Raw genomic sequence first — 22,411 nt, 5'->3', positions numbered from 1 at the left:
ACGAACTACAAGAACGCCGATCACTCCTTGCCCAAGCGCCGGAGCGCTTCCTTCGCGTCCCAATACTTCGGGTGCTCTTCGTACACCGTGACCGCGTTGTAATACTTGATCGCGTTCGCGGGCTCGTTCATCGCCTCGTAGCACTTCGCGATGTTGAACAGCGTGTCCGCGCCGCTCTTGTGATAGTCCTTGTAGTCCAGGTAGGCGCGCACCGCGAGGTCCGGGCGGCTCAGTTCCTCGAGGTACAACTGACCCAGGAGCCGCGTCGCGTTGTACCACGCCTCTTCTTCGTCCCCCGAACCCTTCGGCCCCTCGCGCACGTCTTCCAAAAGCTGGAGCCCCCCGTCGCGCTCCCCGCGCCGCAGCAGGCACCGCGCTTCCAGCATCCGCACGCGGTTACTGGTCGGTTCGATCACCTTGGCCAGCCGCGCGAGGTGCGTGGCCCAGTCGAGCAGGTCCGCGTCCGCGTCGGAGCGGTTCAGGATGCTCATCGCCTTCTTCACGCAGTACCCCACGTCGAACCACTTCCCGACGCTCTCCTTCGCCCGGGTCAGGCGCTCGATGGTCACCGAGTAGTAGTAGCTGTCGCGCTTCTGGAGCAGGTCCGGGTCGCTGCTGCTGTACTCCAGTGCCGCGGCCGTGTTGATGACCGCGTTCAGCGCGTCGCGCGTCTTGCCGTACAGTTCGGCGATCTTGCGGTACGCTTCCAGAACGGCCCCGCCGCCGTCGTCGCGGTACAACTGGAGGTCGGTGATCGCGGACTCGTAATAGGGCCTGGCCTCCGCGTCCTTCTTCTCGCGCCCGACCGCGTCACCGTTCGCATCGGCCGCGTCCGCTTCCGCCTTGATGACGTCGCCTTCGGCCTCCGCAAGTGCCGCGAGTTTGCGGAGCGCGTTGAGGTAGATTTCCTTCTGGTCCTTCGCGAAGTTCCGCGGGCCGAACGTCCGCCCGGCGAGCTTGATCTGCTCCGAGTAGCCGCGCGCGGTGTGAGCGTCCCCGTATTTTTCACTCGCGTCCGCGAGCTTCTTGAAGATCCCGGGGGCACGCGCAAGTAGCCCGCGCCCGGCAATACGGAGGTACCCCAACCCGCGCTCCCGGCGCTCCGGGTCGTTGTCGTCCGCGAGTTGGTAGCCCAGTTGCTCGACGTAATCGTAGTTGAAGTCCTTCGGTGCCCCGCCGACCGCCACGGCCGCGACGAACTCCCCTTCCTGCAAGCCGGAATAGAGCACGTTGCGGTACTCTTTCGCCTTCTCGTTGTTCGCATCGGCCGCGAGCTTCCGCTCGACGGCGCCGATCGCTTCCATCCGCCGGCCGGGTTTGTTGAGTTCGGGCCAGCCCATCCGGTCGGTCAGCCCCTTCGGGCCGTCAATCGCCAGGAACCACGCATCGAACAGCACCTGGTTGCGCACGGTCGGGTGGTACCCGGGGGTCTCCGGGCTGAGGAGCCGTGCGAGCGCCTCGCTCGCGAACTCGTACTGCTTCGCGTGAACCAAGGAGATCACGCGCAGGTAATCGACCCGCGCGAGGTAAACCGGCTTCTTCTTCTCCACCAAGTCGAGGAACCGCGCGGCTTCATCACGCGCCGCCTGCGTCGGCGGGACCATGAGAAGCGCCGTGGAGCGATCGAGGCAGAGTTTGAAATCGAGTTCTTCGATCAGGTCCGGGTGCCGCTCGAGCGTCGCCAGTGTGAGATTGTTGTGGAGCCGGTGCATCCCCTCGAGCGCGAGTTCGCTGTTCGGGTTCAGTTCGAGCGCACGGCGGAAGAACCGGATGGCGAGCGCGAGTTGCCCCAAGTTCATGTAACTGAACCCGCGGAGGACGTGTTTGAACACCCGCAGGCCGGGTAAGACGCGCGTCGCGTACACGAAGTACAACACGATCGGAATCAGAAACGGGGCCGCGGCGCCGACACCGGGAACCGCCGTGGCGAACCCGACCAGGTGGAGCGCGATCCCGAGAACGCCGCAGAACGTCATGATCTCGACCTCGGACTCTTCCGCCTCGCCGCAGAAGGTGAGCAGGTAGAAGAACGGCAGCCCGAGGAGCAGGTAAATGCCCAGGTTGACGCGCGACGCAGCGCTCTCGAACAGCGACACGCTCTTTGTCGCGTCAGTCGGGTCCGGCACCTTGATTTCGAGGATGTACTCGGACGCGAGGTACACGAACGCCGCAGCGACGCCAATGCCGGTCAGGAACCGCCACCGGCCGTCTTCGATCTGCCGCATGCGGTACAAACCGAAACCCAGGACCGCCCCGCCGAACGCGCAGAACGAGAGCCATTCGCTGACGGGCGGTGTGTGCTTGATGTCGTCCCATGTGAGGCCGAAAAGTTGAGCGAGCGGTCGCGCCCACGGCTCGGCGAGTTCGCGGCCGGACAAGATGCCGCACATCAAGCCGGTCATGATCCCGGCATAGATGAACACCGAGCTCTCGAGCAGAACCAGCAGCGGGAACGCTTTCCAGTTGGCCCACGGTTTCACGCCGCGGCGCACGAGCCGGCCGACGCCGAGCACCAAGCCGACGGCGAGCCCGGTCCCGACCCAGCCGAGTACCCAGAAGATGTCCTTCCAGGCGTCTTGGGACGTGGGGGGAACTTGGAGTGCGAAGAAGGCCCACAACCCGAAGAACAAGCCCTTCAGGATGTATTCGTTACGGTGCCAGGGGGTCATGCGGGTAACCCGGATAGATGGGGATTGTGTCCCGCCGGGTCGCCGGAAGGTCGGCGCGGGACCGGAGTCGATTCCTCCCAGCGCCGCGCCCCGGAAGGTCGAGAGCAGCAGAAGGGACCGAAGGCATGGCAAGCCACACCTAACAATATCGCGCCGCCCGCGCCTCTGGTAGGGGTGTGCGCAACGCGAATCGGTGCTTGACTCTGCTTCCGACGGTGCCTAAGCTCGCTTCGTTGCGTCATTCCGGGGAGCGTCGTGTTCGCACGGGCCGCCACACTCCGATTCGCGGTCGCGGTCCTGGCCCTTTTCGGCCAGTTGACGCCCGTTGTCGCGTTGCCGGTGGGTGCCGCTCTCCGACCAAAAGCGGGCTCTTCGCTTCTCGGCTGTGCCCCGCTCTCGTGCGATTGCGCGCCGATCAAGAAAGCCCTCATGGGCTGTTGCTGCAGCAAACCGGAACAGTCTCCGCCCAAGAGCGCGGAACCGAAGAGTTGTTGCAAAGCGCCTCCGGCGGCAAAGCCGCCCACTTCGAGTTGTGAATCCGAAGACCGCCAACACCCTCAAACCGTCGCCACACTTCCGCACGGAGCAACCGGCGCGAAGCTCGCTCCCGGCGGTAAGTGCCGGTGCGACAAAACGAGCAACACAGTGACTGCGGAACCAGCGGTTCCGGCCGTGGTCGTACCTGTGGTAGTGCGCGATCACGCCTCGCGCCCCGAACGGCCCCGCTTGTTCCCGCTCGCCGCGATCAATCCTCTCCCCCCACCCTCCCCACCACCACGAATTGACCGCCCCTCCGCCGACCCACTCGCCACCGCACCCTAATCCGATGCGGCGCGAGTCGTTTGCGCAGGTTCGCGTGAATATCGTTCGCACGGCTCGCGTCTCAACCGGCGAGAGGCCGATGTTCACGACCTTCGTCAGCGCGCCCGAACCGCGAGAGGTGATTCTGTGAGAGGAACCCCACGCTCTCGGTGATTGGCAACGATCCGGCCGGGCGCTCCGGCGGCGGTCCAGTCGGCGGCGGGTTCGATCCCCGCCGCGAGCCACTGCCCCAAACACACCACGCGCGAACCACTCGAAAACTCGACGGAGGGTTCGCGAACGGGATTCTGTCGAAAGCTAACAATTTTCCGCCCGGCCCGCACCGGACGGACTGAGATAGGCCGCCCCAGGAGCGTTTGACGGTCACTCGCTCCGAAGGGCGGTCTGTGTTGAGGAGTTTCCATGTTTCGTAAGCTCATTCGGGCGAGTTTGTTCGCGGCTTTGGGAATGACGGCGGTTCTGCTCGCCTACGGGAGCGTCACGGCGTCCCCGGCGGCCGACGAAAAGCTGCCCGACATTTCTGAAATCATGAAGAAGGGCCACAATAAGACCGAAGGCTACGTGGCCAAGATCAACGCGGCGGTGAAGGACGGGAAGTGGGAAGACGCCCAGAAATACGCCAAGACGCTGGCGTTCTTCGGCGAGAACCTGGGCAAGAACAAGCCGCCGAAAGGCGACGCCGCGTCGTGGAAGAAGTTGACCGACAAGTACGCGGAGAGCACCAAGGCCGCGCTCAAGGCAACCGACGACAAGGACGCCAAGGCCCTGAAAGCGGCGCTCAACATCAACTGCAAGGCCTGCCACGACGCGCACAAATAAGCACGTGGTGAACGGCGAGATGCCCCGGGACCGTGAGTTCATCGGCCCGGGGTATTTCACATCTGGCCTCGCGGGTGCATCGCGGGCGAGTTATCATCACATCAACCCAAAATCGATTCGGTTTGTTTTCTTGTGGCCCCATCTCAAACAGTAGCCCACCACGCCACAAAACAGCAAACGGAAAGCGCGCGGCCCGGTTTACCGGTCTGGGACCGGTGCCCCAAAAAGATGCTAATAAACGTAACGTGAGTTAGGCACAAAAGAAACGTCCACCCGGGTCGTCCCGCTGTAAGTTCGGGGCGAGTCGCGAAATCCGAGCAAAGTGAGACCGGCTTTCGCGTATTATGGGTGAGCGATTCGTGTACGAGTTCCGCCGTCACTGGGACCAGGAGACTCGTCTTGCCGCTCACGCAGGAGCAGCCCATGTTCGACCCGGCCGAAGTACCGACCGATGGCCCCAAACAGGCCGCGCCGCGCGCGGCCAAGAAGCCGTCGCGCGCACGCGGCCCGGTCAAGAAGCAGCCCCGGCCTGAACCGGCCACGAAGCTCCCGGACGACGGCTCCGCCCTCTTTCTCGGCTGGGAAGGCACGGCGCACAAAGCCACCCTCGGCTTCCGGTCCGCGCACATCGACGCGGCCGAAGCGCCCGCGCTCACATACGGGGGCGACGGGCACCTGCTCACGATCGCGCCCACCGGCGCGGGCAAGGGCGTCGGCGCGATCATCCCGGCGCTGTTGACGTACCCCGGCTCGGTCATCGTCACCGACGTCAAGGGCGAGAACTACCAGGTCACGGCCCGGCGCCGGCGCGAGATGGGCCAGCAGGTGGTCGTCCTCGACCCGTTCGGGCTGGTCACGGGAAAGGACAAGGGCGACAAGCTCAACCCCTTTGATTTGTTCCACGTTCCGGGATCGGACCCGGAATCGGACGCCGAAATGCTCGCGGCGCAACTCGCGGTGGGCCACGAGTTCAGCACCGACCGGTACTGGGAAGACACGGGCCGCGGGCTGGTGTCGGGCCTCATCGCGGACGTCGCGACCAGCTCCCCGCCGGACAAGCGGAACCTCTGCACGCTCCGCGAACTGCTCTACAACGACGACCTCGACTACACGCTCGCGGTCGCGCTCGACACGCGGAAGAAAACGATGTCGCCGCTGGCGCGCGACGAGTTCATCGCGTACCTCGCGGCCCCGTCCGACAAGACGCGCCCGTGCATCCGCACCACCGCGACCACGTTCGTAAAGTGCTTGGGCAGCACCGCCGTCGGGCGGTGCCTGGAGCGGTCCACGTTCGACCTGAACGACCTCCTCCACAACAAGCCGATGACGATTTACCTCGTGCTCCCACCGGAAAAACTGCACAGCCACCGGGCGCTACTGCGGTTGTGGGTGGTCACGCTTTTAACAGTAGTGATGCGCCGCACCAAGCTCCCGAAACAGCGCACCCTCTTTTTGTTGGACGAAGCGGCGCAACTCGGATCGCTCGACTTGCTGCCCCAAGCCGTCTCGCTGCTCCGCGGGTACGGGCTCCAGTTGTGGACGTTCTGGCAGGACCTCAGCCAGATGATGAAGCTCTACCCGAACAACTGGGAAGCGCTCGTAAACAATGCGGCGGTGCTCCAGGCGTTCGGCGTACCGGGTCACGCATCGCGCCACAGTTGGCGCGTGATTCTCGGTGAGGCGGACGCGCAACTCGCCTCCGAACTGCACCCCGAGGAGATGCTCGTCGCGATCACGGGCAGGGGCATCGTCCGGCACACGCGCGCGAACTACCTGAAGGACAAGCCGTTCACGGGCCGATTCGACTCCAACCAGCGGTTCCTGGGCTTGGAGAAGTAGCACTTCGCAACATCCACCCCGCGCGTTTCTGGATCACAGCGCGGGGTGCGAACCGATCATTTCTCCGGCGGTTGGAGCGGACCGGTCGGGATGCTCCCGCGATCCGAGACCGGGTACCGCGGCGAAATCGATAGCCCCTTCCGCCCGCCGATCGGCAGTAGCGGCCCCCGCTGCTGGAACTCCAACCACGGTCCGGCCCGACTCAGCGTACTTTCCCCCGGGCCGACCCCGGGCGGTAGCGTGCGCCACGGTTCCTGGGAAGCGATCACCCGCCGCCCCTCCTCGAACATGGCGGTCATCACGACCGGTTTGAACTCCGTGCTCGACAGCGGGGCCGGGTACGCCTGGGGAATGGCCGAGACGTAGTAATCCATTCCCGTGAGTAAACAGACCGTGTACAGGCGCTGGAGGTCGCCGCGCGTCTGCGCGTAGATCAGCGTGGAAACGCTTTTCCCGGCTTGAGCCAGGGACCACGGCCGAATCACTTCCGGGTCCGCATACATCTTCCCGGCCACGATCACGTACACTTTGGTGCCCGCCAGATCCCGCGCAGCCACGTCCGACCGCTCCGACGGGGGCACATACGGGGGGCGGAAGAACACGGACTGCGACACCCCGCCGTCCACGTGCCGCTCGGTGTACAGGGCACCGTTCACGGACACCTCGATCTTGGCCGCGGGGAAGAACCCCGCCGGGGCCGCAGAACCGAGGAGCACTTTTTTCATCAGCGCGCGATCCCCGGGACCGTTCCGGACGGCCATCGCGCCGAGGTCCCAGACGACGAACTGCTTGCCCTCTTCCTCGGTCGTCCCCACGTACAGGCGCCGACCTTTGCGGTGCGCGTCCGCCAGATCCGCCATTGCTTCGGGCGTCAGGAAGGCATCGATCTGCGCGGCCATCGGCGCGGTGTCGGCGAACGACTCGCTAAAAAGTGCGCGCAGCGGGCGCAGTCGGTACAAGTCGCGGCTCTCGAGCTCCGTGTAAAACCGCTTCAGTTGCCCGTCGTACTTCGGCCCCAAGAACGCGAACGGGGCAATGAGAGCGCCGGTGCTGATCCCGGTCACCACGTCAAATTGCGGGCGGTCCCCGCGCTCCGACCACCCCACCAAAACGCCCGCCGAGTACGCCCCGAACGACCCGCCACCGGACAGGCAGAGGACGTTGCGGTTCGGCTTCGTGGTGGCCGTTCCGCCCTCCTTCTTGGACTGCTCTTCGAGCTTCTTCTGGCGATCTTTGCGCAGCCGTTCGGCCGTCTCAGCGAGTTGGCCCGTGGGCGTGAGTTCTTCGGCCTCGGCCTGGGAAGCGGGGTCGATCAAATCGCGCGTGTTGATCCCGGCGGCCGCTGGTGAAGGCTCCATCGCCTTGTACTGGCACCCGAAAGACGGGCCGAGCACCAGGCTCAGAATGGCGGCGAACAGTAGCCCGCCGGCGAACGTGCGGACCATACGCGACTTCCGAAAGACTGGGTGCAAAACTTCGCGACGGAATCGGGCCACAACCGCACCGATCGCGCCGCGCCGACGCCTTCGCCCTGCCCCCTTGCCCACGCCGTCGGGTGCAATTCGGCTCAGGAGAACATCGGGAACAAGGGGCACTTAACGCCGATGCCCTTCGAGAGCAAGAGGAAACCGCTCGAATTCAACCGAGGAAATGGTCCGCGGCCGGCCGGCGCGGAGCGAACCCGGCGGGCGGCTGGCAACACGTGTCACCGCTTCAGCACGAGCACAACGACGCCGGCGGTAACCAGTCCGATGCCGGTCCACTCGCGAACGCCCAACCGCTCGCGCAAGAACACCACCGCGAACACCGCGACCAGCACCACGCTCAGTTTGTCCACCGGCGCAACCTTCGATACTTCACCGGCCTTCAGCGCGCGGAAGTAGCACACCCACGACGCGCCCGTTGCGAAACCGGACAGCACCAGCAGCGCCACCGTGCGCCGGGGCAACGGTTCGGACGTGTTCCACTTCCCGGTGGCTGTGACGAGGACGAGCAAACAGACGAGCACAACCGCGGTGCGAACGAGCGTGGCGAGGTCGGGATCGATGCCGTCGGAACCGGCCTTCGCGAGAACGGCCGTCGCTGCCGCGAACGCGGCGGAGAGAAGTGCCCAGAACACCCACGAGTCACTCATCGCGCGCCCATCAATGAGAGGGGCGCGCAATGGCAGGCGCGCCGTAAGTCGCGTCCCACTTCTTCGGGGAACCCGGGAGCGTGACACCGGGCACGGAGAGGTCGTATTTGGTCGCGTAGCGCACGAGTTCGCGCGGGTACTCGGGCCACTTGCCTTCAAAGAACCGCAGCGCCCCCCTCTCCTCGCTGGTCAGTTTGGGGAACAGTTCCTTCGTCGCAAAGGTTCGCACAGGTTCTTTGAACTCACTGAGTCGGGCCGGGCCGAGTTGCGGGAAGTTGGGCGGTCCGAACTTACCCAGCGGCACGTCCTTCAGCACTTCCAGTGGGAACTCGGGCCACTTCCCGAACGTGTTCGGTTTGAGCCGGCTCGCGCCCCCCTTCTTCGTCGTCGCGCGCGCGTATAATTCCGGCAAGTCGTTCGGCTCGGTAATCATCTGTTTCGCTTCTGCCGGTTCGGGCAGGTACGGGTGCAGCCGACTGAGTTCGTAAACGGTCAACCCGTACCAGGCCCAAGTGCCGTCGCGCCGGGCGAGTTCGAGCGTGCGCCGGTACTCGGCCAGTTGATCGGGCGACAACCGGCCGCGCTTTGTGTCGTCCACGCGGAAAACCGACTGCGCGAATTCCATCACCTCTTTGCGCCCGGCCTCGGTGTCGAACGGCCACGGCGACTTGTTCGCCGCGAACGCCTCTGCGTGCTGGCGCACGAACGCGAGCCGGTCGCGGCGCACCGCCTCGTCATCCTTCCACTGCTTGATGAGTTCGGCCTTCTCGTTCGCGCTCGTCAGCGTGTCCACTTTCTTGCGCAGTGCCGTTGGGAGCGCGTCCAGCCACTGCTGCTCACGCAGATCGCGGACCACCTCGCGCCGGAGGTGCGGGGTGGCAGCGCCCAGCACGCCGCGCCGGTCCGCGTCCGGGAGCCGATCGAGCCACACGGCGAACGCTTCCAGCGCGCGGAACAGGCGGTCGCGCTCCCGCGGCTCTTTCGCGTAAAGCTCCTGATCGAGCTTCACGATCTCGGCCTGGCGGGTTGGTGGGAGCGCGCGGAACGACTTGGCGAGCGCCTCGAACTGCTTGCCGGTCGGCTTGTCGGCCGTGTCACCGTGCGGGATTTTGAGGCTCACGTCGTAAACGACCGCCGGTTCGTCGCCGAACAGTTCCGGCTTCGCGAGGTCCTGAACGAACGCGATGTCGTCGGCCACCGCAAACAGTGGGAGGTTCTCGATTACGCGCGCGTCGGGGTCGTGCTTCGTGCCCTCGTCGCGTGCGGGGAAGAAAAAGGGCCGCGCCGCCGCGGTTGCGAAGTACCCCAGCACGGCGAACACCACGATCGCGGCGGTTACCCCCGCCGCGCGCAGTAGTGGGCGCGAGCGCCGACCAGTTGCCGGCGCTTCATCATCAAAGAGCACGACCGGCATTGAAGTGGAAACGTTCGCGGTCGGACCGAATTTTGAACCGACCGCCCGGACGGAGGTGGTTCCGGCCGTGCGCGACGCGGGGGACTTGACCGGGGGAAGCAGTTCGAGCGTGCGCGTCGTAAAGTTCGCCGACGGCTCGGGTTTAGGAAGGTAATCGAGTAAATCAAAGGACTTCTTCAGCGCCGCGGCTCGGGCACGCGCCTCCGGGTCCGCCGCGAGCCGCGCTTCGACCTTGCGCGCGGCGGGCGCGTCCAGTTCGCCGTCCAGGTACGCGACCAACTCGGCCTCGAACGGATCGGGCGCGGGGCCGTCTTCAATTTCCGTGTTCTCGGAAGCCATCATCGCCCCCGCTACTGGTCCGCGTCCCCGGTCACGCTCTCCCCCGGTACCTCGGCATCTTCGGCCGGAGGTACTTCCCCGTCCATGTAAATATAACCCTGAAGGGCCTCGCGCAGCTTGCTCCGGGCGCGACTTAATAACGATTTCACCGCTTTCGTGGTCAGCCCCATAACGTCCGCGATGTCGGAATAGTTCATGTCCTCGAACTTGTTGAGGACGATCGCCATCCGCTGGCGCTCGTTGAGGCCGTCGAGCGCGGTCCGAATCACGTCGGCGAGTTCCTGCTGCTGAAGGTTGTGGGCGGGCGGGTCGTCGCGCGTGGGGGCGAGGGCCTCGGTGGGGCGCGGGCCGAGCGGCCCCGAGTCCCGCACTTCTAACGGCATGACGGGCCGGCGCTTCCGGTCGCGAAGGGTGTTTAGCGCGAGGTTATTGGCGATGGTGAACAGCCAGGTCGAGAACTTGGCTTTTGGCGTGTACTTCTTGCGCGTGCGATAGACCCGGAGGAAGACTTCTTGCGCGAGGTCTTCGGCCTCCTCCGCACTGCCCACGATGTGGTGCATAACCGCCACGAGGCGATGTTGGAACCGCTCCACCAGTTCACCGAACGCGGATGTGTCGTCGTCCCGGACCAGCAGCATGAGCCGGATGTCCGGGTCGCGGAGCGCCATCTGCGCGCTGGTGTGACCGATCGCCATCCGCCCCCCGCGCCCGGCGGTTGATACCGGCCGGTCCTTGACTACTGGGCCGAGCGGCCCGTTCGTGTCCGATAAGAGCCGGTTCACTCACACCGGCTGGCCGCTCTCGACTTTCCGGCGCAGTTGGCCGCACGCGGCGTCGATCTCGGACCCTTTGCGCTTGCGAACCTTCACACTGATGCCCCCCTTGCGGAGCGTATCGATCAGGTACTGAAGGTCCGCGTCCTGCGGGCGGCGGTACGGCAGCCCCTCCACGTCGTTCCACGGGATCAGGTTCACGTGCGCCTTGCGCCGCGTGAGCAGCCCCGCGAGTTGCCGCGCGTGTTGGGCCTGGTCGTTCAGCCCACCGAGAACAACGTATTCATAGGTCACTTGCCGGCCGGTTTTCTCATAGAACTCGTCGGCCGCGGCGAGGATCGCGTCCAGGCCCGTTTTGTCATTAGTCGGCACGATCCGCGTGCGGAGGTCGTCGGTCGGGGCGTGCAGCGACACCGCGAGGCTGTACTGTTTACCGCTCTCCGCGAGCTTGCGAATCTTGGCGGGCAATCCCACGGTCGAGATCGTGACGTGCCGGGCGCCGATGCCCAGCCCGTTCTTGTCGCCCGCGACCGCGAGCGCGTCGAGCAGGTTCTCCAGATTTGCGAGCGGCTCGCCCATGCCCATCACGACGACGTTCGTTAATCGCGGCGCCCGGTCCGGGTTCGTGCTGTTCGCGTCCGTCAGGTTGCGGAGCATCACGAGTTGTTCGAGCATCTCGCCGGTCGTTAAGTTCCGCACAACGCCGTTTAATCCGCTGGCACAGAACACGCAACCCATCCCGCAGCCGACTTGCGTGCTGATACACGCGGTCGCGCGGCCGTCGTCCTGGATGAGGACCGCTTCGATCATCCGATCGTCGGCGAGCCGCAGGACGAGTTTGTGCGTGTCGTCCTTGGCGAACAGGTGCCGCTCGACGCGCATGGAGAACGCGCTGAAGGATTCGGCCAGTTCCGCCCGCAACTGTTTGGGCAGATCGGACATAGCTTCAAACGTCGTCGCCCGGCTCGCGAGGACTTGGCGCCGAATTTGGCCCACGCGCATGAGCGGCTGTCCGCGCTCCTGGAGCCACGCGCGCAGCGTGTCGGTCGGCACATCGAGGATGCCGGGTTTGAGGGGCGCGGGGCTGGCGCCCGCGGGCACATCGGAGGCAAGAAGCGGTAGCGTTGCAGACATAGCTGTTATTCTAGCGCGCCGAGCGGAATCGGGGAAGCAAATCGGGCAAGACGTCTCAGCAGTGCCCTTCCGCACATCCGTCACGGAGGCAGTTCGGCGGTCGAGCATCCGGTTGACCAATTCGGCGGTGGCCCGGAACCGGATCTCGCTCCCTCATCCGCGCGTGCCGGTTGACGTGTATCACGGCCCGGAACCGGCGCAACCGACCGATCGCGTGCTCGGCCACGGCCCGGCGAAACGCTCGACGGCTGTGAGATTGGTGAAGGGGTGCAAAATCGGTGGGGAACACGTGCGTGAAGAAATGGCGCCAGGGGGCCGATAAGTAGCGTTACGGGCCGGTCGATCACTCCCCGTCGAACTGCCGCGCGACCACCGCCCCGTGAAGTGAGTGCAATGCCGTTTTTCGCAGCCCGGACCACAATCGTGGCACTCGCCGCCGTTATTGCGTTGGTCGGGTGCCAGTCCCCGTCCGGCGGACCCACACCAACGAGCGCCGGAATCCCGCCGGCCGAATTGATCGACCCAACCGGGTACGGCGACAGCCCCTCTCTGCCCGTGGACCGTGACATTTTTCGCGTGGGCGAGCGCATCCGCGCGGCCCAACGCCCGACCAAACTGCCGGGGCGCAAGACCTGCCTGGCCCTGTCCGGGGGTGGGGCATACGGGGCGTACCAGGCGGGGCTCCTGGTCGGTTGGAGCGAGGGCGGCACGCGCCCCGCGTTCGATGCGGTGACGGGCGTGAGTACCGGCGCGCTGGTCGCGGTCCTGGCGTTCCTGGGTCCGGAGTTCGACGGCGAACTGCGGCGCGTCTACACGAGCCTCCGCACCGAGGACATCTACACCCGCCGGCGCGGGGTGCGGAGCCTTTGGTCCGATGCGCTCGCCGACAACGCGCCGTTGGCCCGGCAGATCGACCGCGTGCTCACCCCCGAAGCGGTGTCCCGGTTGGCCGCCGAGCACCAAAAGGGGCGCCGACTCTACATCGGCACGACCGATCTGGAGGGGCGCCGACCCGTCGTCTGGGATCTCGGGGCCATCGCCGCGCGGGGCGAACCGTGGTGCCGGGATTTGATCGCCAAACTGCTCCTGGCGTCGGCCGCAATTCCCGCCTTCTTCCCGCCGGTCGAAGTCCCGGTGGACGTGGACGGCCGGCGCCTGGTCGAGCGCCACGTGGACGGCGGGGTGACGCAGAACGTGTTCTTCCGCCCGCCACAGGTGCCTCCCGAACTGCGGCTCCGGCCCCCGGCCGAGTTCCTGTATGGATCGGACCTGTATGTGATTGTGGCCGGTAAGTTGTTTGCCGACGCAGAAGTGGTCCGGCCGCGGGTGCTGAAGATCGCCGCCGGAAGCGTGTCCACCCTGATTTACGCCGAAACGCGTGCCGAATTAACCAAGCTGTACATGACTGCGATGGTAGCCGGGATGAACTACCATTTGGCGGCACTCCCGGCAGATTTTCCCGCCCCCTCGTCGAGCACCGAGTTCGATCCGTCCGAGATGACGCGGATGTTCAAGGAGGGGCGCCGACAAGTGCTCGCGGGGACCGCGTGGCGCCCGGGTCCGCCCGGAACCGCCGACGGCGAGACCCTGGCCCAACGGGCGGGCACGCGGCTGACGCGCGCCCCGCACGAAAAGCCCCCAGCCCCCGTGGACCGATAGACCGCGCGAACGGCACACTAAACCTTCTCGAACTGAACCACGTCCCCAATGTCACCGCCGAAAATTCAATTCCCCTAAGCTATTGAATCAGCAGGCACTTGCGTCATCGCACGGATCGCACATTTGTCACGGAATGGCCCGTTTCACACCCTTTTCCGTGACGGATTCCGTGACAGCAACGCAGCCGGAATCACCCGGCGACACGAGTGCAGATTCGAGCCCGACGCCAGCGGTTTCTTTGTGTCCGTCTTCTCTGCCAAGATCTGCCCAGAAACGGGCCGCACATCCCTTTCCCGCAGGATCGCGCAACGGTGCTCGCAGTGGAAACACCGCGATCCTTAAGCAGTTGAAATTGGTGGCCGAGATTTTAACGTCCGGTGCGGAGGTGCGAGAGCCGAATCCACACCGGCGTTCCTGACAAAGTTTTGGGGAAATCATCCGGTGCAGCCCGAGTTGAAAGTGTACCAGCAGGTATTGAGACACCACAGCCATTCCGGCGGGCTGAATTCGGTGCGCCTGCACTTTACTGCACACGTTGCCAGCACATTTTGCGCGACAAATATGCTGCGGCGCGTGGTAAAAAATCGATTCCGTGAAAAAGCGTAGGAAAACCCTTGACAGCACAAGCTCGCATGAACAAGATGCTGGCGAGGATGATCGGTAGTCTAATCAATCGACCAACCCACCAATGCAACTGCACTAATGCGTAATCAGAAAATTGGCTTGTTCGCCCTATTAAGTGGCGCCGGAATAATTGTCGCATGCTCGCTCGCCTTTAACCGCAATGGCCGAGCCGCAAACGCACCGGCAGACTGTGGGGCCAGATCACTCGCCCGTGTGTGCGAGGCCGATGAGCGGCCGGTCGATCTCGATACACTTCGTCAATTAACCAAAACGACATCGGAAGGCACGACGCTACTTGAAATCAAGAACGCCGCCGAGTCCTTAGGATTCGAGGCCAGAGGGGTGAAAATCGCGCACGAGGACCTCGTCCAATGTTTAGGAAAAAAAAGGAGCTACGCGATCCTTCACCTAAACAGAGGGCACTTTGTTGCCGCCATAGGCGTTGCGGAAGACGGTCGATTAAACCTAACGGACGCGCCGGAAGGGTCACAATTCTTTAGCGAACTAGAGCTACGAGACCGTGGGTGGTCCGGGTATGCCTTGTTGCTCAATCCAAAGCCAGATGACAAAAGCACATTGAAGCTTGAATCAGATCACCTCGATCTTGGCAAATTGCGAATTGGCGAGGAAAAGGCGTTTCAGGTCCAAGTGCATAATAATGGTGATCGCGAAGCAAGAATCGAGTCAATTGAGGCGGGATGTGGCTGTATAAATATTGGGGCAAAAAACCCCGCCATTGGATCACCTGTACTTTCCGCGAACTTATAGCGTTTAAGCAGCCAGATCCAGGCACCGGTGCGCGAGGGCGCGGATTCTCGCGGGGTCGTGGTGCTCGCCCACAACGGCCTGAATTTCCTCGGCCAGCAGCTCCCGTTGCCAGGCCCGGCGCTTGTCCGCGTGGCTCGGGCGCCGGTTCGGATCGTCCCACGGGAGGCCGCCCGATGGGCCACCAGTTCATCCGCCTTCTGGTTCCAGGCCCACACCTCGGTGAGCGTGAGGGACCACGCACACAGGTGGAAGCATCCCACGTTCGACGCGACCCCGCGTACCTGCTGGTGACCGGCGCCCGCGACCTGTTTGAGATCTCGAAACAGGTTTCCAACGAGAACCGGTCCGCGATCAGGCCCAGGATGTCGGCCACGGAGGCCGTGGGGTCCGTGCAGAAGAACGCGACCCACCCCTTGGGTTCGTCCACCAGGACGACCCGGATCGTGCCCCCGGCCGGCCGCCACGTGGCCTCGAACGTCTTGTACCGCTTCTCCACGGGCTTCCCATACAGGGTGAACGTGCCCGTGGTCCACCCGCCCTTGTGCGGGCCCGCTTGGCGAGCGACACCCGCTGCTCCCCGTACACGCGGGGCCGCCCGCGGGCGCTCGGATCGCGGGCCGGGGGCACCGTCCACAGGGCCGCGTCCTTGCGGAGCCGGCTCACCATGGTCACCCGGAGCGCGAGTAGGGCCTTGAGCACCGGGGCCTTGGCGTGCGCCCCGTCGGCCACCACCCACACGGCCCGGCCCCACGTCTTCAGCCACCCGTGGGCCCACCGGACCAGGTCCACGGCCATCACCAACTTGGTTGCGAACTCGGGCCGGTCCGGCCCGGGATGGCCCTGAGATCTTTGCGGCGGATGTACAGGCGGGCCAACAGGGGAGGGCCACAATCCCCCGAGGGGGTGTCCCACCAACAACCCGAGGACCACCCACGTGCCCGTACACGAACGGGCCCCGGCCGGCCCGGGTGTCGGGTTGTGGTGCGCCCCGGCCCCTCGAACCTTGGGCCCGTACCGCTCCGTCGGGGTGTCGTCGAGGGCCAGCACCACCCGAGGCAACGGCCACCATGGGCTTGAGAACCTCGACCAACAACCGCATGGCGATACGCTCGGTGCGGCCCCACGGCCGCGGCCGTGGCGTAGCACCGGCGGTACTGGGGCGACAGCCCGGCGGCCCGGATCCAACCCGCGAGGGTGCGGCGCCCGCGGTCAGGATGATCCCGAGGAACAGGACCGCGAGCCGCCGCCCGGACCGCGGGTCCAGAGCCTTGGCCAGGGTTGAAAACCAGTGGCACCGAGGGGCCGGAGTATGCGAAGATGGCATGGCCGCGTCCGTTCGGGTCGGGAGGTCGTGTGTAACGCCATCCTCCCGGACGGGCCGGCACTCGTCTACTCCCGGCCCCACAACTTACGCCAACCGCCTATAACTTCGCGGAAAGTACAGGATCACGGCAGTCCACAGTAATTTCTGGCACATTTCGCGCCGGGGATAATGCCGGCACGTTCCGAAAGCGCATCCAAATTAACATGGCCCCCCCACATGCGGCCACCTCGTTTGAAATCTCCGGCACCGTAGCCGCGTCAATACAAGTGGAGCCAAGAACCGCATCCGTGTCCCCGGACTGGAAAACCAACAAGGCCGCATCCACAACAATTAAAATAAGCAATCTATCAAGCGAAACTGTCGCGATGCTGATCGAAGAGTCGGCCAAGAACATTGAAGCTGCGTTCGATCGCTCTCAATTGCCCCCGGGGGGCACGTGCAACCTGACACTGACGGCTGGGCCTAAATGGGCATCGAATGCCCGGGAAGTTATAAAAATTAGAACAACACATATTCGCGAATCGCTAATCGAATTACCGATTGATATTTTACCACTCGATCCACTAAAGATTGAACCGCCGTCGATTCGATTCGGAGTGGCTTCAAGAAAAGAGGTGCAATCACGCCGCCTCCCGCCGTTAACGATTTCTGGCAATCGCGCAGATTCGATCGAAGTAAGCAAGATCGAATTTCCGGACTTTCTCACAGTATCCGAATTCAAAAGAATAAATGATGGAATTCTATCAGCAACAATAGAGTGCCACGGTCCAATAAAAGGCCTGACCGTAGACGGGAGTATTACTTTGCACCTGTCAACAAAAGGCGGAGCACCGATTGTGCACACCATCCCAATCACTGGTTTGCTACGGGGCGAGCCGTGAGGCACGAGGCGGCCGAAAAGCTGCCAACTTTTTTTTGGAGATGCGACGATGCCTGCATGGCGACGCGGACTGTCACGTGGATTTACGCGAACGGCTCTGGCGCTACTCGTATTCTGTGGCGCGTATCTTCTGACTCAAAAAGAGGTTAGTACCGCATCCACCGGGTTCCTTGATGATGCACAGCTGTCCGGCCTAAGGGGTGGCGAGCCAGCCACACCTGGTACACCTGGGGGGAATAGCTGGTGCGTCCCCTACTCAGACTGCATTGGAGTCAGCACCTTATGCGTCGATAACCCGGTCGCCGGAAAGCAACCCGGCGACTCCTGCGGAACCATGATTACATACTATAATTTGATGCACTGCGACAGTATCTCGGGATCATATCCTGTTTGCGATAGCCCACAAACCCTCTATGAGGATCGCCTCTACTATTGGACACACGATTGCATAGTGCAAAAAGCCGAGAACGTGAACTTCTGTTTTATAGTACAGCCGGCAACCTCCAAAATTAAGAAAACAGGCTTAATCTCTTTAACCTGCTACTGACAGATGCCGGGTCGTCAAGATATTTTCTTATTTTTTGGAATCTCAGCCTAGGCTTAGGAGCCCGTGCGGCCCAACTTGGCTGCACGGGCATTAATTTTCGAGTCAAATGTCCGGCACGAGTAAACCACCTTGGGGAGCAAGGCGAAATGAGCCATTTCCGCACTGGCCGCACACTCATACGCAATACCATCATTTCCTCTCTAGCTATGATCATCTCGGTAAATTCCTCAAATGGCCAAGAATTAAATAAACCGATCGAGAAGCGAGATCTAATTAAAATGTGCCGCGAGGCATGGATGGCCAGTTTTTCCTCGCCCAAGGGCGTAATAGGTTCGGGCGAATTTACGGTACAAGCAGACGGAAAGTCGATTGTTGCAGCGGGATTTCGTGTTGAAATGTCAGAAGAAAAATATCGAATTGATTTAGATTATACAAAAAATCATGATGACGCAATTACCAGCCAAGCAATTATTCGCGAGCCAGGCACGCTGTTTATACGAGACGCTCTTAGAGCAGGCGCGCAACAAAAAATAGTAACCAGAGGATTCATACTTAAAGAGGATCATCCACTTATTCTGCCACCATTCACTGCGTTTACTATTAATTCAATTAGATTTATAAAAGCAATAAATATTGAAAAAATGAAAGATGGAGACATTGACAAAATATCAACACTAGAAAATGGAGATATTGAAATATTATTTTCAAAAGATTGTAAAATAATATGTTCTAGAAAATACGAATTCAATGTTTCACTCGTCGAATGTTATAGGGGCGGATTTAATGGAATAGTAGTTGATTCAGAATCGCTCCAATGGAAGAAACACGATTCAACTTGGTTCCCGACTGAAATAACGCGGGTTCACAAAAAGTTGCGCGACGGAAAGCCGATTGGAACCGTTCAAGAGCGACTAACTTACAAAAAAGTCGACTTCGGTATGGTCCCACTAAATCGCTTCTCCCCGGATGAAGCCGGTTTGCTACCTGGATCAAGGATTCAAGATCGCCGCCCTGATGCCAAGCAAAAAGATTATTACTGGCGTCAATCCGAGGACAGCAAGCCTTCGCCCTCATTACCCGAGGCGATGGACCGATTACCGACTACTCCTCCCGGTCAGTCATCACGTTTCCGTTCAACTTGGATGATTCTTGCCTATTCCGCTGGGGGAATTCTGCTCCTGTCGGGGGCCGCGATTGTTTGGAGAAGTCGGCACAGCAAGATCGAGCAACCCGGCTAACAACGTCAGCCATGCGATCCTCCAACGACTCTTAATCGCACGCAAACGGCCACATAGATTTTAACTTGTGTTGAAACTATGCTTATGCAATCTACCAGGCGCCGACGGGTAGGATTTTCATTGGTCGAGATTTTGGTCACCATTTTTATCATAGCGACGCTAATTGGATTATTGATTCCGGCGGTTCAAAAAATCCGCATGAGCGCGGCCGCGACCAAATGCCAAAACAATCTCCGTCAGATCGGACTTTCGCTCCACCAGTATGAGAACACCCACAAACAGTTCCCCCCGGGCGTAAGTTGGGAGTCTGGGCGTGCGCCGTACCCGCACATGAGCTGGCTGACGCGCTTACTGCCCTACATCGAACAAGATCACCTCTGGGCGATGAGCACTCAAGCATATGAGAAGCAGAAATTCTTTGAATCCCCCCCGCATTTGCCCCTACTGGGACACGTCGTCCCCGCTTTCATCTGCCCGACCGATTCTCGGTGCTCTCAGCCCCACGATTTTGGAGATTTTAAAGCGGCGTTTACCACGTACCTCGGGGTCGAAGGAACGAATCAACGGTTACAGGATGGCATTCTGTATCTCGACTCGAGAGTGCGGCCGACCGACGTGCGTGACGGCCTGAGTAATACGCTGCTTGTGGGCGAGCGGCCGCCGAGTTCGGGACTGACTATGGGCTGGTGGTACGCGGGTTGGGGACAAGATAAAGAAGGTTCGTGCGATATGCTTCTGGGGGCGAGAGAAATCCTCACCGCCTCTAGGTATTTGAGCTGCCCCGCCGAGAATAACCGCTTCGTGCGCGGTTACCCAGATGCGCGATGCGATTTTCTTCATTTCTGGAGCCTCCACTCCGGGGGGAGCCATTTTTTGCTCGCAGACGGCGCGGTCCGATTTCTCCGCTACGAGGCCGATTCGATCATCCCCGCACTCGCTACCCGTGCAGGTGGCGAAATGGTCGCCGTTCCAGACTGATTCGCCGGCATGTCTCCAAAATGCCAGTGAACGTTTGATGACAAACAGCCAGCAGGTACGCTCACTCCGAACCGGCCTCGGTCACTGAGGTGTTTTGGGCGACGCCTCGCTGATTCGCGGCCGGTTCTTTTGTACCCCAGAAACAACAAGAAGGCCCCGAGGCGAATAATCGCTTCGGGGCCTTCTGCTTTGGCTTCACCGTGATCCGCGGATTGCGCGTGAGTCCGCCCTGCTGGACGCCCACGGCTCCGCCCGCGCGAACTCGTGCGCCCGCGGTCCCTCCTTGTTGCTGTCGTCAGAGCCGTCGCCGCCCGTTACGGGCGCAAGCGTCTGGCGGCACGCGGACGTGCCCGGCGCAATGCGCGCTGGGTTTGAGTCCGGGTCACGACCGAGCGCCGGAACCGCGAGCACCAGGGAACCACCTCATGTCTACCGAAACCGTCGGCCTGATCGGACTGGAACGCGCAGAAGTGAACGAACTCGAGCCGCGGGTCGCGTGCCGCTTCGCCGCCTTCGAGATGATGCCGAAGGTGCAGGTCCGCGACCAACGGCTCTACCTCGCGCGCTTCGGCGCCTGGGACTGGACCGGGCCGGTGGACAAAGTCATCTTTCACGGGATCTTCGAGAACGATTTGCCCGGAATTGCCGCGCTCGCGCTGTGGGGCGGGCCGTGCTTGCCGAGCGCGTCCGGGTTGCTCGATTGCCGCCCGCGCATCGCGAACCTGGCCCGCGTCCGAAAGGTGTCGCGGTTCGCCGCCCTGCCCCGCTCGTACACCGATGCCGGAACCGCATTCACCACGGAAGTGCCGTCGGTCGCGAAGTGGGGCGAGTGGCACTGTGGCGAGGGGAAAGAACGGTTCGCCGACAAATGGACCCCGAGCGAACCGTCACTCATCGAGCCGTTCCTGGGGGGCGAAGCCGTGCGCGTAACGGCCATCGGCGATGCGCTGTTTCAACTGCGGCTCGGAGGGGACGACTGGAAGAAATCCATCCACCATTCGACCGCGGCGCACATGCCACTGGACGAGTCACTCGCGGGGGACGTGTGCGCCCTTCGCGACCATTTCGACCTCGCCGTGTGCGCGGCCGATTACATCGTTTCCCCCGACGGCACACCAAACCTTCTCGAACTGAACCACGTCCCCAACGTGACGCAGTTCCCGGAAATTCGTGCGGCTTATCTCGATTTTACCGCGAAGTGGATCAACGAGAGCCCGCGCGCGCAACCTGTCCGTAAGGTGCCTCGCTCCTAAGATGTCAAGCGATTACTCAAATTTTGCAAAGAGGAGAATCGCTCCGATGGCCACAACTTCGATTACGCGCCTCTACGGACTCGGTCTCACGCCCGGCAAACTCCGCGGGTTGCAGCGCATCAGCAACGCGAACGGCACGCTAACGATGGTCGCCACCGACCAGAACAGCTCCATGATCTCGATGATGAAGAAGGCGACGAAAGAGGCCACCGGCGCCGACCGCGAGCCGACCTACGCCGAGATCGCGGACGCGAAGGTGATGCTGTCGCGGGCGCTCGCCCCGCACTGCTCGGGCCTGCTCGTGGACGGGTTTTACGGCTACGCCAGCACCGTCTCGGCGTTCGCGGTGCCGCCCAGCACGGGGCTGCTCATCCGCGTCGAGAAGTCCGGGGCCGACAAGAACGCGGCCGGCGCGCCGTGCGGCGAGGTCGAGCCGGGCTGGAGCGTCGCGAAGATCAAGCGCTGCGGCGCCGACGCGGTGAAGCTGCTCGCGCAGTTCGAGCCCGACGAACTCGATTCGGCCGAGCGGAACTTCGCGTTCACGCAGCACGTTTACGACGAGTGCGTCAAGCACGACATCCTGTTCCTGCTGGAACCGCTGCACTTCGCGTACAAGATCAACGGCGTCGAGGAGGCGAAGGACAAGGTCGCGGCGCGGAAGGCCAAGACCGTCATCGACACCGCGAAGTACCTGAGCCGCTACTGCGACATCTACAAGGCCGAGTTCCCCGGCACGTTCGGCGTCGAGTCGGACGCGCAACTGGTGGACAACCTGAAGCGGCTCAACGACGCCTGCGTGAAGCCGTGGGTGCTGCTGTCCGCCGGCGTCGATTACGACAAGTACAAGAAGCAAGTGGACATGGCGATGAAGGCCGGGGCGAGCGGCATCCTCGGCGGCCGGGCGTTCTGGAAGGAATTCTTCACCTACGCGTCGCCGGCCGACCGCCAGAAGTTCGCCGAAACCGAGTGCGTGAAGCGGGTTCAGGAAACGGACGCGATCGTGAAGAGCGGCACGCCGTGGTTCGCGAAGTACGGTCTCACGATGGAAGACCTGCACGGCATCCGCACGACGGACGGCTGGCACGCCCGCTACGGCGGCGGCACGGCCGCCAAGGGCGCGAGCGGCCCGTCCGACCCCAACGCGGTCTATTGATCTCGACTGCATTTGTGGCGGGATCGCGATCGTAATAGCGTAAG

The 22,411-nt window shown here is 62.7% G+C and carries 17 protein-coding genes; 9 read left to right on the top strand and 8 right to left on the bottom strand.

Annotated elements, in window-relative coordinates:
• Positions 1-20 precede the first annotated feature (20 nt).
• Positions 21-2,669, bottom strand: a complete 2,649-nt coding sequence (locus tag J8F10_RS03270) for a tetratricopeptide repeat protein (RefSeq protein ID WP_210652453.1) — start codon at positions 2,667-2,669, stop codon at positions 21-23.
• 1,224 nt (positions 2,670-3,893) lie between these two features.
• On the opposite strand from J8F10_RS03270, the gene J8F10_RS03265 reads away from it, so the two are divergent.
• Together J8F10_RS03265 and J8F10_RS03260 are read left to right on the top strand one after the other, a co-directional pair.
• Positions 3,894-4,310 (top strand): hypothetical protein, encoded by a 417-nt coding sequence (locus J8F10_RS03265; RefSeq protein ID WP_210652452.1) that lies wholly within the window; start codon positions 3,894-3,896, stop codon positions 4,308-4,310.
• Positions 4,311-4,709: 399 nt separating this feature from the next.
• Entirely contained in the window at positions 4,710-6,149 is a 1,440-nt protein-coding gene (locus J8F10_RS03260; protein WP_210652451.1) for a type IV secretory system conjugative DNA transfer family protein, read from the top strand.
• 56 nt (positions 6,150-6,205) lie between these two features.
• On the opposite strand, the gene J8F10_RS03255 is transcribed toward J8F10_RS03260, so the two are convergent.
• From J8F10_RS03255 to rlmN, 5 genes are all read right to left on the bottom strand, one after another.
• Positions 6,206-7,594, bottom strand: a complete 1,389-nt coding sequence (locus tag J8F10_RS03255) for a patatin-like phospholipase family protein (RefSeq protein ID WP_210652450.1) — start codon at positions 7,592-7,594, stop codon at positions 6,206-6,208.
• Positions 7,595-7,854: 260 nt separating this feature from the next.
• Complete coding sequence (locus J8F10_RS03250; RefSeq protein ID WP_210652449.1) at positions 7,855-8,283, bottom strand: EamA family transporter; 429 nt, start codon at positions 8,281-8,283, stop codon at positions 7,855-7,857.
• A 10-nt stretch (positions 8,284-8,293) separates the two neighbouring features.
• Positions 8,294-10,039, bottom strand: a complete 1,746-nt coding sequence (locus tag J8F10_RS03245; protein ID WP_210652448.1) for a hypothetical protein — start codon at positions 10,037-10,039, stop codon at positions 8,294-8,296.
• Positions 10,040-10,047: 8 nt separating this feature from the next.
• A complete protein-coding gene (locus J8F10_RS03240; RefSeq protein WP_210652447.1) occupies positions 10,048-10,731 on the bottom strand; it encodes an RNA polymerase sigma factor in 684 nt (227 codons plus the stop codon).
• An 87-nt stretch (positions 10,732-10,818) separates the two neighbouring features.
• Positions 10,819-11,943 (bottom strand): 23S rRNA (adenine(2503)-C(2))-methyltransferase RlmN, encoded by a 1,125-nt coding sequence (rlmN, locus tag J8F10_RS03235; RefSeq protein WP_210652446.1) that lies wholly within the window; start codon positions 11,941-11,943, stop codon positions 10,819-10,821.
• Positions 11,944-12,336: 393 nt separating this feature from the next.
• Between rlmN and J8F10_RS03230 the strand changes: the two genes are divergently transcribed.
• Positions 12,337-13,602 (top strand): patatin-like phospholipase family protein, encoded by a 1,266-nt coding sequence (locus tag J8F10_RS03230; RefSeq protein ID WP_210652445.1) that lies wholly within the window; start codon positions 12,337-12,339, stop codon positions 13,600-13,602.
• Between the two features lie 126 nt (positions 13,603-13,728).
• Here the strand turns inward: J8F10_RS03230 and J8F10_RS03225 are convergent, their stop codons facing one another.
• Positions 13,729-14,085 carry a hypothetical protein gene (locus J8F10_RS03225; RefSeq protein ID WP_210652444.1) on the bottom strand — a complete coding sequence of 119 codons (357 nt, stop codon included), beginning with the start codon at positions 14,083-14,085 and terminating at the stop codon, positions 13,729-13,731.
• A gap of 219 nt (positions 14,086-14,304) precedes the next feature.
• On the opposite strand from J8F10_RS03225, the gene J8F10_RS03220 reads away from it, so the two are divergent.
• A complete protein-coding gene (locus J8F10_RS03220; protein ID WP_210652443.1) occupies positions 14,305-14,994 on the top strand; it encodes a cysteine peptidase family C39 domain-containing protein in 690 nt (229 codons plus the stop codon).
• A gap of 351 nt (positions 14,995-15,345) precedes the next feature.
• Here the strand turns inward: J8F10_RS03220 and J8F10_RS40555 are convergent, their stop codons facing one another.
• A complete protein-coding gene (locus J8F10_RS40555; RefSeq protein WP_390891129.1) occupies positions 15,346-16,041 on the bottom strand; it encodes a hypothetical protein in 696 nt (231 codons plus the stop codon).
• A gap of 564 nt (positions 16,042-16,605) precedes the next feature.
• Here J8F10_RS40555 and J8F10_RS03210 point away from each other — a divergent pair.
• The 5 genes from J8F10_RS03210 (at position 16,606) to J8F10_RS03190 (ending at position 22,367) form a co-directional block, all read left to right on the top strand.
• Positions 16,606-17,199: a hypothetical protein gene (locus J8F10_RS03210; RefSeq protein ID WP_210652441.1), complete on the top strand. Its 594-nt coding sequence runs from the start codon at positions 16,606-16,608 to the stop codon at positions 17,197-17,199.
• A gap of 692 nt (positions 17,200-17,891) precedes the next feature.
• Positions 17,892-18,983 carry a hypothetical protein gene (locus J8F10_RS03205; RefSeq protein WP_210652440.1) on the top strand — a complete coding sequence of 364 codons (1,092 nt, stop codon included), beginning with the start codon at positions 17,892-17,894 and terminating at the stop codon, positions 18,981-18,983.
• Between the two features lie 78 nt (positions 18,984-19,061).
• Positions 19,062-19,961, top strand: a complete 900-nt coding sequence (locus J8F10_RS03200; protein ID WP_390891091.1) for a DUF1559 family PulG-like putative transporter — start codon at positions 19,062-19,064, stop codon at positions 19,959-19,961.
• 425 nt (positions 19,962-20,386) lie between these two features.
• Complete coding sequence (locus tag J8F10_RS03195) at positions 20,387-21,214, top strand: hypothetical protein (protein ID WP_210652438.1); 828 nt, start codon at positions 20,387-20,389, stop codon at positions 21,212-21,214.
• 46 nt (positions 21,215-21,260) lie between these two features.
• The gene (locus J8F10_RS03190) at positions 21,261-22,367 is read left to right on the top strand and encodes a tagatose 1,6-diphosphate aldolase (RefSeq protein WP_210652437.1); all 1,107 of its coding nucleotides are present in this window, start codon (positions 21,261-21,263) and stop codon (positions 22,365-22,367) included.
• Positions 22,368-22,411: the final 44 nt, after the last annotated feature.

The sequence above is a fragment of the Gemmata palustris genome (genome assembly GCF_017939745.1).
GTDB lineage: Bacteria > Planctomycetota > Planctomycetia > Gemmatales > Gemmataceae > Gemmata > Gemmata palustris.
Note: the sequence above shows the minus strand (reverse complement) of the source record. Positions and strands in the feature narration are given on the sequence as shown.